Below are 12,560 nucleotides of genomic sequence, written 5' to 3'. Positions count from 1 at the left end.
CCTCGGGGTGGATCTACGGGGTGGGGATCATCCTGCACCCCCGGGGCCTGCGGCGGCAGTCCCCGGTCGGTGCGCTGCGGGCGTGACAGCGCTCCCGGCGTAACATCGTGGGTCGACCGTGCCGCTGTCCGGATGGACGTGTCACACGCTCCGCCGCACCGGCGACGGTCGCGCGGTGTGCGACTGTTGTCTGAGTCAGGATCAGCAGGGCATTCGGAAGGAGCCCGACATCACCAGCGAACTCCCGCGACTCGCGGCGGTTACCCGACCGCAGCGGGGTTCCGGCGCGTCGGGTGCCGTCTACGTGCCGTCGGCCGGGGCGGGGCTGCACGGCGGCGTCCCGCCGGGCGAGCGGCTGCGGGTGCTGCTGGTCGAGGACGACGAGGGCGACGCCTTCCTGGTCGGCGAGCTGCTCGCCGAGACCAACTCGATGATCGACCTGCTGGTCGCCACGAGCCTCAGCGAGGCCCGGCAGCGGGTGATGGGCGTGGACTGCGTCCTGCTCGACCTGGGCCTGCCCGACGCGCAGGGCCTGGACGGGCTGCGCCGGGTGCTGGAGATGGCCAGCGGCGCCGCGGTCTGTGTGCTGACCGGCCGCTCGGACGAGCACCTGGGCATCGTCGCGGTCGCCGAGGGGGCGCAGGACTACCTGGTCAAGGGCCAGGTCGACGGCGTCCTGCTGACCCGGGCGCTGCGGTACGCGGTCGAGCGCAAGCGGGCCGACGAGAACGCCCGCCGGCTGCGCGAGGTGGAGCTGCGCCAGGCCGAGTCCGCCCGCCTGGAGCGCGGCCTGCTGCCGCAGCCGCTGATGACCACCGACGAGGTGTCGGTGCACACGTTCTATCGGCCCGGCCGGCACGCCGCGCTGATCGGCGGCGACTTCTACGACGTGGTGCAGACCCAGCCGGACCGGATCGACCTGATCGTCGGCGACGTCTGCGGGCACGGCGTGGACGAGGCCGCGCTCGGCGTCGAACTGCGCGTGGCCTGGCGGGCGCTGGTGCTGGCCGGGGTGCCGGACGACGAGGTGCTGCCCGCGCTGGAGCAGGTGCTGATGAGCGAGCGCCGCCTCCAGGAGATCTTCGCGACGGTGGCCACCGCCCGGCTCGATCTGGCGTCGGCGCGGGCCACCGTACGCCTCGCCGGTCACCCGCCGCCGCTGCTGCTCAGCGGCGGCAAGGTCGCGCCGGTGCCGGCCAAGGGCGGGTTGCTGCTGGGCGTACGCCCGCGCCGCCCGGTCGCCTTCGACCTGGAGTTCGACACCGACGACTGGTCCCTGCTGATGTACACCGACGGCCTCATCGAGGGCCGGGTGGACGGCGGGGACGAACGCCTCGACGTGCCGGGCCTGACCGGGCTGCTCGCCGAACCGGCGAACCGGGCGGTGCCGCTGTCCGAACTGCCCGCGTGGCTGGTCGGGCGGGCCGAGCAGATCAACGGTGGTCCGTTGGCCGACGACGTGGCGATGTTGCTGGTGACCCGGGGCACCGGCCGGTGAGCGAACAGCGAACCGGTCCGGCAAGTCCCGCAGTGCCGAACGGAGAAGAACCTGTGAAGGCGTACCAGCAGGGTTGGACCCTGCGGCGGCGGGTGGCCGCGCTGCTCGGCGTGGTGGTGGTGCTGCTGCTCGGCTTGGCCGCCGCAGAGGCGGCGGTCGCCGCGAAGAACCGGCAGAACATCGACGCGGTGCTGCTCAAGACCGGTCCGCTGCGTGTCCAGGCGCAGGAGCTGATGAGCGTCCTGCTCGACCAGGAGACCTCGGTGCGCGGGTACGCGGTGAACGGTGACCGCGGTGACCTGGAGCCCTACCGCGAGGGCGTGAAGCGGGAGCAGGACCTGGTCGCCTCGATCCGCGACCTCTCCGCCGACTACCCGGACGTGCGCCGGTCGCTGGTCGTGGTGGAGCAGGAGACCGCGCAGTGGCGGACCCAGGTGGCCGAGCCGGTCATCACCACCGTCGAGCGGGACGGCCCGGAGGCCGGCCAGGCGCTGATCACCGACGCGACCCGCCAGCAGTTCGACGGCATCCGCACGGCGGTGAACACGCTTCAGGAGGAGATCCTCACGGTCCGGCAGGAGACCGCCGACCGGGTCAACGCGACGAGCAACACGCTCGTCGTACTGCTGATCATCGCCGCGCTGGTGGTGACGACGGCCGGCGTGGTCATGCTGCTCTCGCTGGACCGGATCCTGATCCGCCCGCTGGCCGACCTGGTCGGTCAGGTGCGTGAGGTGGCCGACGGCGACTACCGGCACCGCATCGAGGGGTCCGGGCCGCCGGAGTTCCGCCGGCTCGCCGACGACATCGACCAGATGCGGATGAAGATCGCCCGGGAGCTGGACGAGGTACGCGAGGCCCGGGAGCGCATCGAGTGGGTCAACAGCCAGTTGCAGAAGCAGGCCGAGGAGCTGACCCGGTCCAACCGTGACCTGGAGCAGTTCGCGTACGTCGCCTCGCACGACCTCCAGGAGCCGCTGCGCAAGGTGGCGAGCTTCTGCCAGCTCCTGCAGCGGCGGTACGCCGGGCAGCTCGACGAGCGGGCCGACCAGTACATCGCGTTCGCGGTCGACGGCGCGCAGCGCATGCAGCGGCTGATCAACGACCTGCTGGCGTTCTCCCGGATCGGGCGGTTGACCACCGGTTTCACCGAGGTCGACCTGAACAAGGTGATGGGCGACGTGGCGGGGCAGACCGAGGCGGCGTTGCAGTACTCCGACGCGGAGCTGACCTGGGGCGAGATGCCCACCATCCGCGGCGAGGAGCCGCTGCTGACCAACCTGCTGGTCAACCTGGTCAGCAACTCGGTGAAGTTCCGCCGGCCCGACGTGCCGCCGAAGGTGCACGTGTCGGCGCGGCTGGTGGACGGCGAGTGGGAGATCAGCTGCCGGGACAACGGCATCGGGATCGAACCGGAGTTCGCCGACAAGATCTTCGTGATCTTCCAGCGGCTGCACTCGAAGGACGCGTACCCGGGCACCGGCATCGGACTGGCCATCGTCAAGAAGATCGTGGAGTATCACGGCGGCCGGGTCTGGGTGGACACCGACGCCGACGAGGGCACCACGATCCGGTTCACGCTGCCCGCGCTGGAGGCCGACATCGAGGCCGCCAAGGCGGCGGAGACCGCGGCGGACGACGACACGACGGACGCGCAGGACGCCGCGGAGCCGGCCGAGGCGCCGGCCGCCGAGGGCGCCGACGGTGACCCGGCGGACGTCGGGCGGCAGCCGGACGGCGAGGCACGCGAAGAGCCGCCCGCGGAGGCGGACCGACACGGTACAAACGGTGGCATGAAGGAGACGGTGGGATGACCGCGCCCGCGGACGGCAAGAGCCCGATCGAGGTCCTGCTCGTCGAGGACGACCCCGGCGACGTGCTGATGACCCAGGAGGCGTTCGAGGAGCACAAGCTCCGCAACCGCCTCACCGTCGTCTCCGACGGCGCCGAGGCGCTCGCCTACCTGCGCCGCGAGGGCCAGTACGCGGACGCGGTGACGCCCGACCTGGTCCTGCTCGACCTGAACCTGCCCCGCCGGGACGGCCGGGAGGTGCTGGAGGAGATCAAGAAGGACGAGGAACTGCGGCGGATCCCGGTCGTGGTGCTCACCACCTCGCAGGCCGACGAGGACATCCTGCGCAGCTACCAGCTGCACGCCAACGCCTACGTGACCAAGCCGGTGGACTTCGAGCGCTTCATCTCGGTGGTCCGCCAGATCGACGAGTTCTTCGTCAGCGTGGTCAAGCTGCCGCCGCGTGGCTGACCCGCTGCTGGACGACGTCGGCGCGCTGCTGAAGGAGGCGGCGGCCAAGGTCGTCGTGCCGTTGTTCCGCCGGCTCGACGCGTCCGACATCTCCGAGAAGGCACCCGGCGAGGTGGTCACCGTCGCCGACCGCGAGGCCGAGGCGCTGATCTCCGAAGGGCTGCGGCGGCTGCGTCCCGGCTCGGTGGTGGTCGGCGAGGAGGCCGTCGCCGACGACCCGGACCTGCTGCGGCACCTGCGCGGCAGCGGCGACGTGTGGCTCGTCGACCCGGTCGACGGCACCTCCAACTTCGCCGCCGGCCGCCGGCCGTTCGCGCTGATGGCGGCGCTGCTCACCGACGGCGTACCGGTGGCCTCCTGGGTGTACGACCCGCTCGACGGCACGATGGCGGCGGGCCGGCTCGGCGCCGGCACCGAGCTGGACGGCGCGTCGCTGAGTACGCCGCAGGCCGAGCCGCGGGTGGGCGCGCTGCGCGGCACCGCGGCGACGAAGTTCCTGCCGCCGGACTTCCGCCGCCGGGTGGAGGAGGGCGGGCGCCGCATCGGTGAGCTGCTGCCCGGCCAGCACTGCGCCGGCCGGGAGTACCTGGACGTGCTCACCGGCACGCAGCAGTTCGTGCTGTTCTGGCGCACCCTGCCGTGGGACCACACACCCGGCGCGTTGCTGGTGCGCGAGGCCGGTGGCGTTGCCCGCCGGTTCGACGGCACCGACTACCACCCGGCCGACGAGGGCCGGGGGCTGCTCGTCGCGGCCAGCCCGGAGATCTGGGACGAGGTGAGCGCCGCCCTGCTGGGCGGTTGAGCGGCGCTGCGCGACGAGCACGGCACGCTGCGTCGACGTCGGACGCCCTACGCCGTCGCCGGCCTGGCGTGTCGCGCGTGGTCCGGTATCGTGACCGGCGGTCTCCGCCAGCAGGCCGCCGTCCGGCGCCGGCGGAGACGCCGCTCGGTGTGCGGGGGCCGGCGGTCGACGGAAGGACCATCACGTGCCCAGGACCAGCCCTACCGGCCGGCGCGTCCGGCGGTCGCTGCTCGCCGCGCTCGCCGCGATGGCCGTGCTGCTCGGCTCCGGCGTGGCCGTCGGGCCGGCCGCCGCCGTACCCAGCCCGAACGCCCCGAACGAGGGCGGCAGCAAGCAGCTGCGGGCCGCGTTGGAGGCGGCGGCGAAGGGCCACATCGAGGCCCAGAACAAGCTGGAGAACTCCAAGCGCCGGCAGAAGGCGCTCGCCGCCCAGCTCAGCGACATCGAGGTACGCCTCGTCGGGCTCAGCGCGCAGGCCGGTGAGGTCGCCGCGCAGTCGTACCGGATGGGCCGGCTGACCGCGACGTCGATGCTGCTGGCCAGCGCCGACCCGAACGACTTCCTCAAGCGCGCGGCCGAGCTGGACGTGATGGCCCAGCGGGACAGCAAGCGGTTGCGGGAACTGGCCGACGCGAAGGCGCAGGCGGCCGAGGCGAAGCTCGCCATCGACGCCGAGGTGCGCGAGCAGGCCAAGCAGGTCGCGGTGCAGGCCCGCAAGAAGAAGGACGCCGAGGTGGCGCTGGCGAAGGTCAGCTCCGGCGCCGGGTCCGGGTTCAACGGCACGTCCTCGTCGGCGAAGCCCGCGCCGCGCAACTCGGACGGCTCGTGGCCGTCGGAGTCCTGCTCGGTGGACGACCCGACGCCCGCGTCCGGCTGCATCACGCCGCGCACGCTGCACATGCTCCAGCAGGCCAAGGGGGCCGGTTACAAGCGCTACGCCTCGTGTCACCGCAGCGGTGGCGGCGGCGAGCACCCCAAGGGCCGGGCCTGCGACTTCTCCGCCGCAAGCGGCGGGTTCGAGGACAAGACCGCCACCGGCGGCGACAAGGCGTACGGCGACAGCCTCGCCGCCTGGGCGAAGAACAACGCGAACCGCCTCGGCATCATGTACGTCATCTGGTATCGGCAGATCTGGATGCCGAACACCGGCTGGCGCGCGTACAGCGGCGGCGGCAGCCCGGCGGCGGACCACACAAACCATGTTCACATCTCGATGTATTGACCCGGTCCGCCGCGAGCGCTGCGTAGCATCGCCACGGTGAGCAGCACATCGTCCGACGTCATCGCGGAACCGGCGGCCGGCGCCCCGGTTCCGCCCCGGGCCCTGCCCAACGGGCTCGCCGCGTTCCTCGTCTTCCTCTCCAGCGGGGCCGTGCTGGTCCTGGAGACCGTGTCGTTGCGCCTGGTCGGCCCGTACGTCGGGGTGACCCTCCAGGTGACCAGCTCGGTCATCGGCATGGCGCTGGCCGCCATCGCGTACGGGGCGTGGTTCGGCGGGTGGCTCGCCGACCGGCGTGACCCGCGCACCCTGCTCGCCCCGGCGCTGGTGCTGGCCGGCATCGCCACCGCCGTCACGCTGCCGATCGTCCGGTACGCCGGCGAGGTGCTGCGCGGCGGCGCGGCCAGCGCCGTGCTCCTGCTGACCGCGCTCACCGTCCTGCTGCCCGCCGCGCTGCTGGCCGGGATCACCCCGCTCGTGGTGAAGCTCCAGCTCGCCGACCTGCGCCGGACCGGGCAGGTGGTGGGCAAGCTGTCCGGCATCGGCACGCTCGGCGGCATCACCGCCACGCTCGGCACCGGCTTCGTGCTGGTGGCCGCGCTGTCCAGCACCGTCATCGTGCTGGGGCTGGCCGCCGTGCTCGGCGTGACCGGGCTGGCGCTCGGCTTCTGGCTGCGCCGGCAGGCCGGACCCAGCGGGCTGTCCGCGCCGGGCCGGGTCAAGGCCGCGCTGGCGCTGCTCGGCCTGGCCGCCGCCGGGCTCACCGCCGCGGCGCCGAACCCGTGCGACGTGGAGACCGCGTACCACTGCGCGCGCGTCGAGGTGGACCCGTCGTGGCCGCAGGGGCGCACGCTCTACCTCAACTCGGCCGAGCACTCGTACGTCGACCTGAACGAGCCGAACCACCTCAAGTACGCGTACACGCAGTGGATCGGCCTGGTCGCGGACGTGGCGCGGCCGGCGAAGCAGCCGATGGACGCGCTGCACCTGGGCGGCGGCGGCTTCACCGTGCCGCACTACCTGGCCGCGACCCGGCCCGGCACCGACAACCTGGTGTTCGAACTCGACGGCGGGCTGGTCGAGCTGGACCGGCGGGAGCTGGGCCTGCGTACCGGCCCGCAGATGCGGGCCGAGGTGGGCGACGCGCGGGTGCTGCTGCGCGGCGAGCCGACCGACAGCCGCGACTTCATCGTGGGCGACGCGTTCGGCCACCTCGTGGTGCCGTGGCACCTGGCGACCCGGGAGATGGCCGCCGACATCCGCCGGGTGCTGCGCCCGGACGGGATCTACGTGCAGAACGTCATCGACTACCCGCCGGGCCGGTTCATCCGGGCCGAGCTGGCCACCGTGAAGGCCGAGTTCGCGCACGTCGCGCTCATCGCACCGCCCGGCGCGATCGACGGGCAGCAGGGCGCCAACTTCGTGATCGTCGCCTCGGACGCGCCATTGCCGCTCGCCGCGATCCCGCCCGGGCTGAAGCTGCTGCCCGAACGGGCCGAGCTGATGGACGAGGCGGCGGTGACCGGGTGGGTGGGCGACGCGATGGTGCTCACCGACGACTACGCGCCGGTGGACCAACTGCTGGCGACCGCCTGAACGGGTGACTTTCCTGACCGATTCCGACCGCTGAGGTGTACCGGGGTCGACTTCGGGCAACAGGACCGACCATGGGTGGACCGGTCAGGAACGGCGTGCAACTGCTCGGCGAGCGATACCGGTTGGTCGAGCAGCTGGGTGCGGGCGGCATGTCGGTCGTCTGGCGCGGCTACGACGAGGTGCTGGGCCGGCAGGTGGCGGTCAAGGTGCTGGCGTCGCGGCTGGCCAGCGACAAGGCGTTCCGGCACCGGATCCGGGTGGAGGCGCAGGCCGCCGCGCGGCTGTGCCACCCCAACATCACCAACGTGTACGACTACGGCGAGTCGGTGCAGGTCGGCTTGACCGTGCCGTACGTGGTGATGGAACTGGTCGACGGCGGTCCGCTCAGCGGGCGGCTCGGCCGCGACGGGCAGCTTCCCTGGCGGGAGGCCATGACCATCGGCGCGGAGGTCGCCTCGGCGCTCGCCGCCGCGCACGCCCGTGGCGTGGTGCACCGGGACGTGACGCCGGGCAACGTCATGCTGACCCCGACCGGGGTGAAGGTCGTCGACTTCGGCATCTCGGCGCTGGTGGGGGAGAGCGACAAGGGGCCCGACGGCGCGCTGCTCGGCACGCCCGCGTACCTGGCGCCGGAGCGGCTGGACAACGGCCACGTCTCGCCGGCCACCGACGTGTACGCGGTCGGGCTGCTGCTCTACCGGATGCTGACCGGCCGCCTGCCGTGGCAGGCCAGCACCACCACCCAGATGCTGCGCGCGCACATGTACCGCGACCCGGACCCGATGCCCGCGGTGCCGGGCCTGCCCGAGCCGGTCGCCGCGCTGGTGCAGCGGTGCCTGGCGAAGCGCCCCGAGGACCGCCCGGCCACCGCCGAGGTGGCCCGTACGCTCGCCGAGGCGGCGGGCATCGCGGCGATCGTGCCGGTGTCGCCGGCGTTCGGCCGGATGGATCCGGAGCTCGCCGAGAACGCAGGCACCACGATCCTGCCGTGGTCGGCGGAGACGGACGCGCTGCCGTTCTCGGCGGTGCGCACCCGGACCCGGCGGGCGGTGGCGCGGCGGCGCAAGGTGGAGGCCGGCGTGGCCGCCGTCGGACTGGTCGCGGTGACCGCCACGCTGTGGGGTCTCACGTCGCGCAGCCCGGCCAGCGGCGGGGTGGAGCCGACCGAGGCGCGGATGAGCCTGCCCGAGCCGACGCCGTGCGCTGTCGACTACTCGCTGCGCCGCGACACCGGCAAGGAGTTCTCCGCCGAGCTGACGCTCACCAACACCAGCGACCGGGAACTGCGCGGCTGGACCATGAACTTCACGTTCCCTGGCAAGCAGACGGTCACCACGTCCCAGCCCACGGCACGTCAGGCGGGGCGTACCGTCTCGATCGCCGCGCCGGCGACGGACCCGGCGCTGGCGCCCGGCGCGTCGACGAAGCTGACGCTCGCCGGTCGCTACACCGGGAGCAACACGCTGCCGGTCGAGTTCACGCTCGGCGACAGCACCTGCGGCGTACAGGTCTCCGGCATCGCCGGCTCGGCGCCGACCACCGCGCCGCCGGTGAAGACGCCGGTCAAGCCGGCCACCAAGAGCACCGCGAAGACCACCACCAAGAGCGGGCCGGCGAAGGCCAAGCCGGCGAAGCCCAAGGCCGCGCCGAAGCCGCCCAAGGGCAAGGAGGGCCCGAAGGGAAAAGCACAGTAGACCGGCCGAAGGGGGGTGAGCACGGCAAGGGCAAGGGTCCGAAGAAGGGCTGACGGTCAGGTCGACGGCTCCGGTCAGGTCAGTGCGGAGAAGCGCTGCACCTGGGAGATGCCGCCCTCCACGATGAGCACGCTGTCCGCCCCCAGCACCGTCTCCGGCCCGGCGTAGCGGAACGGTTCCCCGGGCTGCTTCTCGCCCACCACCATCACGCCGTACCGGTCCTGCGGGGCGATGTCGCGCAGCGACCGTCCGACCAGCGGCGCCGGCACCTTGATCTTGGCGATGGCGAACGCGTCGTCGAACTCGATGAAGTCGAGCATCCGGCTGACGATCAGATGCGCCACCCGCTCGCCGGTCTCCGCCTCGGGGAAGACCACGTGGTGCGCGCCCACCGAGTGCAGGATCTTCGCGTGCTTCTCCGAGGTGGCCCGCGCCCAGATCTGCTCGATCCCCAGCTCGGCCAGCGCCAGGACGGTGAGCACGCTCGCCTCCAGCGACGCGCCGATCGCGACCACGACCCGGCGGAAGTCCGCCAGCCCGAGCTGGCGCAGCACCACCTCCTCGGTGCTGTCCGCCTGCACCACCCGGTCGAGGTCGGCCGACCAGTGCTGGACCCGGTTCGGGTCGTGGTCGACCGCCAGCACCTCGTGACCGAGCCGGGACAGGGACTCCGCCAGGCGCGCGCCGAACCGGCCCAGGCCGATCACCGCGATGCCGGTCTCCTCCGGATGTCTAGCCGACAATGGGTTGCTCCTCCGGGTAGCGGTACAGCCGTCGACGGGTGTTCAACGCGATGGCCGAGCCGAGCGTGAGCGGCCCGATCCGGCCGATGTACATGAGCGCGGTCAGCACGTACTGGCCCGGCGGGGAGAGCTGACCGGACACCCCGACGGTCAGGCCGGTGGTGCTGAACGCGGAGGTGACCTCGAACAACGCGGCCGAGAACGATATGTGCGAGGTCAGCGCGATCAGGCCGACCGTCCCGCCGGCCACGAGCGCCACGCTCAGCAGCGCCACGGTCAGCGCCTGCCGCTGGCTGGCCGCCGCCACCCGGCGGCGTCCGACGGTGGTGTCCGGCTCGCCCCGCAGCTCGGCCCAGATGGCGAAACCGAGCAGGAAGAACGTGGAGACCTTGATGCCGCCCGCGGTGCTGGCGCTGCCGCCGCCGATGAACATCAGGCCGATCAGCATGGGGTAGCTCTCGTCGGTGAGCCGCCCGACGTTCACCACGTCGAAGCCGCCGGTACGGCTCAACGCGATCTGGGTGAACGACGCCAGCACCTTGCCCGGCACGTCGAAGGTGCCGATCGTGAACGGGTTGCCCCACTCGGCCAGCAGCAGGTAGGCGACGCCGAAGACGGTCAGCACCACGCTGCCCCAGACGGTCAGTTTCGTGGCGACCGCCCAGCGCTCGGGCTGCCGCCACTCGCGTACCGCCTCGAACAGCGCCGGGAAACCGAGCCCGCCGATGATCGCGCCGATGCTGAGCGGCAGCGCGACCCAGCCGTCGCGGGAGAACGCGACCAGACCGTCGGAGTAGAGCGCGAACCCGCCGTTGTTGAACGCCTGGACCGAGTGGAACACCGCCGACCACAGCGCCCGGCCCGGCCGGTAGTCGTACGCCAGGAACAGGCGCGCGGCGATCACCGCCGTCATCAGGGCCTCGGTGACGAAGACGGTGGCCGCGATGCGCAGCAGCAACCGGCGTACGTCGCCGAGGCCGAACTCGGCGGTCTCCGCCTGCACGAGCAGCCGGTTACGCAGGCCGAGCTGACGGGAGACGGCCAGGATCACCAGCGACGCCCCGGTCAGGATGCCCAGACCGCCGAGCTGCGTCAGCACGGTGATCATCACGAGGCCGAAGCCGTTCCAGTAGTTCGGCGTGTCGGTGATCGCCATCCCGGTCACCGACACCGCCGACGTGGACGTGAACAGCGCGGTGACGAACGGGGTGTACCGCTGCTCGCTGGTGGCCCAGGGCAGCATGAGCAGGCCGGTGCCGACCAGGATCACCGCCAGGAACCCCAACGGCACCAGCCGTACGGGCTTCCGGAGCAGGCGGCGCATCCCGTCATCTTCCGTCCGGAGATTCACCGGCAGGTCAGGAACCGACCAACTGGCGGTCAACCACGCCCGGTCTGCTGTGCGTACCCATCGACGACAGGAGACGGCGTTGCGACGTACCCTTTCCGCCCTCGGCGTGGCCGGCGCGCTGCTCGCGGCGGCCGCAGTGGTGGTGCCGGCAGTGGCCGCCCAGGCCGGCCCGGACACCCGCGCCGAGCGTGCCCCCGCGGCCCAGCGGCCGATCGTGATCGGTCACCGCGGCGCGAGCGGCTACCGCCCGGAGCACACCCTGGAGGCCTACCGGCTCGCCATCCGCCAAGGCGCCGACTTCATCGAGCCGGACCTGGTCGCGACCAAGGACAGCGTCCTGGTCGCGCGGCACGAGAACGAGATCTCCGGTACGACCGACGTGGCCGCCCGCCCCGAGTTCGCCGCCCGTAAGGCGACGAAGACCATCGACGGGGTCACCGTCACCGGCTGGTTCACCGAGGACTTCACGCTGGCGGAGCTGAAGACGCTGCGGGCCAAGGAGCGGCTGCCCCAGGTGCGGGTCGCCAACACCGCGTTCGACGGCAGGTTCGAGATCCCGACGTTCCAGGAGGTCATCGACCTGGCGCGGGCCGAGTCGAAGGCCCGGGGCCGGACCATCGGCGTCTACCCGGAGACCAAGCACCCGACCTACTTCGCGTCGATCGGGCGCGCGCTGGAGGAGCCGCTGGTGGCGGTGCTGCGCCGCAACCGGCTCACCCACCGGAACGACCCGGTGTTCGTCCAGAGCTTCGAGACCGCCAACCTGCGCAAGCTCGACAAGATGATCGACGTACGGCTGGTGCAGCTCATGGACGCGTCCGGCGCGCCCTACGACTTCGTCGCGGGCGGCGACAAGCGGACCTACGCGGACCTGGCCACGCCCGCGGGCCTGGCCTGGATCTCCCGGTACGCCGACGGCGTGGGCCTGAACAAGAACCTGATCGTGCCCCGGGACGCCGCCGGACGGCTGCTCGCGCCCACCTCGGTGATCCGCGACGCGCACCGGCAGAAGCTGGTGGTGCACGCGTGGACGTTCCGGGCCGAGAACCAGTTCCTGCCGGTGGACTTCCGCATCGGCACCGACCCGAACGCGCGTGGTGACATCACGTCCGAGTACGAGTTGTTCCTCGACCTGGGCCTGGACGGCGTGTTCAGCGACCACCCCGACACGGCGGTGGCCGCCCGAGCCGCCCGCTGACCCTGCTCCGCTGAGACGGGGTGCCCGCCGTTCCGACGGGCACCCCGTCCGCGTGCCCGGTCCCGTCGCGCTCGTGGAGGGACTTCCTCGTCGATCTTGGACTTGTGGTGCCTCGCGTAAGCCGCGAAGCGGGCATCTGAGGCGCCACAACTCCAAGATCGGCGGGGCGGGCGGGGCGGCGACGGGCGGGGTGAGG

Annotated in this window: 10 protein-coding genes; 8 read left to right on the top strand and 2 right to left on the bottom strand. The window is 72.4% G+C overall.

Annotated elements, in window-relative coordinates; translation table 11 throughout:
* Nucleotides 1–304: 304 nt before the first annotated feature.
* From EAD96_RS27195 to EAD96_RS27165, 7 genes are all read left to right on the top strand, one after another.
* Nucleotides 305–1,498, top strand: coding sequence for a PP2C family protein-serine/threonine phosphatase (locus EAD96_RS27195; protein ID WP_199733316.1), 1,194 nt, complete (start codon nt 305–307; stop codon nt 1,496–1,498).
* A gap of 53 nt (nt 1,499–1,551) precedes the next feature.
* Nucleotides 1,552–3,312: an ATP-binding protein gene (locus EAD96_RS27190; RefSeq protein ID WP_121686249.1), complete on the top strand. Its 1,761-nt coding sequence runs from the start codon at nt 1,552–1,554 to the stop codon at nt 3,310–3,312.
* Nucleotides 3,309–3,761 carry a response regulator gene (locus EAD96_RS27185; RefSeq protein ID WP_091426599.1) on the top strand — a complete coding sequence of 151 codons (453 nt, stop codon included), beginning with the start codon at nt 3,309–3,311 and terminating at the stop codon, nt 3,759–3,761. The genes EAD96_RS27190 and EAD96_RS27185 overlap by 4 nt, the downstream gene beginning before the upstream one ends.
* Nucleotides 3,754–4,563, top strand: a complete 810-nt coding sequence (locus tag EAD96_RS27180) for an inositol monophosphatase family protein (protein ID WP_121686248.1) — start codon at nt 3,754–3,756, stop codon at nt 4,561–4,563. Before EAD96_RS27185 ends, EAD96_RS27180 begins: the two co-directional genes overlap by 8 nt.
* A 184-nt stretch (nt 4,564–4,747) precedes the next feature.
* A complete protein-coding gene (locus EAD96_RS27175) occupies nt 4,748–5,785 on the top strand; it encodes a hypothetical protein (protein ID WP_121686247.1) in 1,038 nt (345 codons plus the stop codon).
* A gap of 36 nt (nt 5,786–5,821) precedes the next feature.
* Nucleotides 5,822–7,378 carry a fused MFS/spermidine synthase gene (locus tag EAD96_RS27170; RefSeq protein WP_121686246.1) on the top strand — a complete coding sequence of 519 codons (1,557 nt, stop codon included), beginning with the start codon at nt 5,822–5,824 and terminating at the stop codon, nt 7,376–7,378.
* 71 nt (nt 7,379–7,449) lie between these two features.
* Nucleotides 7,450–9,072: a serine/threonine-protein kinase gene (locus EAD96_RS27165; RefSeq protein WP_121686245.1), complete on the top strand. Its 1,623-nt coding sequence runs from the start codon at nt 7,450–7,452 to the stop codon at nt 9,070–9,072.
* A gap of 74 nt (nt 9,073–9,146) precedes the next feature.
* Here EAD96_RS27165 and EAD96_RS27160 read toward each other — a convergent pair whose 3' ends face one another.
* A complete protein-coding gene (locus tag EAD96_RS27160; RefSeq protein WP_121686244.1) occupies nt 9,147–9,815 on the bottom strand; it encodes a TrkA family potassium uptake protein in 669 nt (222 codons plus the stop codon).
* The gene (locus tag EAD96_RS27155; RefSeq protein ID WP_120573021.1) at nt 9,805–11,139 is read right to left on the bottom strand and encodes a TrkH family potassium uptake protein; all 1,335 of its coding nucleotides are present in this window, start codon (nt 11,137–11,139) and stop codon (nt 9,805–9,807) included. Before EAD96_RS27155 ends, EAD96_RS27160 begins: the two co-directional genes overlap by 11 nt.
* Nucleotides 11,140–11,245: 106 nt before the next feature.
* Between EAD96_RS27155 and EAD96_RS27150 the strand changes: the two genes are divergently transcribed.
* Nucleotides 11,246–12,364 carry a glycerophosphodiester phosphodiesterase gene (locus EAD96_RS27150; protein WP_121686243.1) on the top strand — a complete coding sequence of 373 codons (1,119 nt, stop codon included), beginning with the start codon at nt 11,246–11,248 and terminating at the stop codon, nt 12,362–12,364.
* Nucleotides 12,365–12,560: the final 196 nt, after the last annotated feature.

The organism is Micromonospora sp. BL1, assembly GCF_003667485.1.
Classification (GTDB): Bacteria; Actinomycetota; Actinomycetes; order Mycobacteriales; family Micromonosporaceae; genus Micromonospora; species Micromonospora tulbaghiae.
Note: the sequence above shows the minus strand (reverse complement) of the source record. Positions and strands in the feature narration are given on the sequence as shown.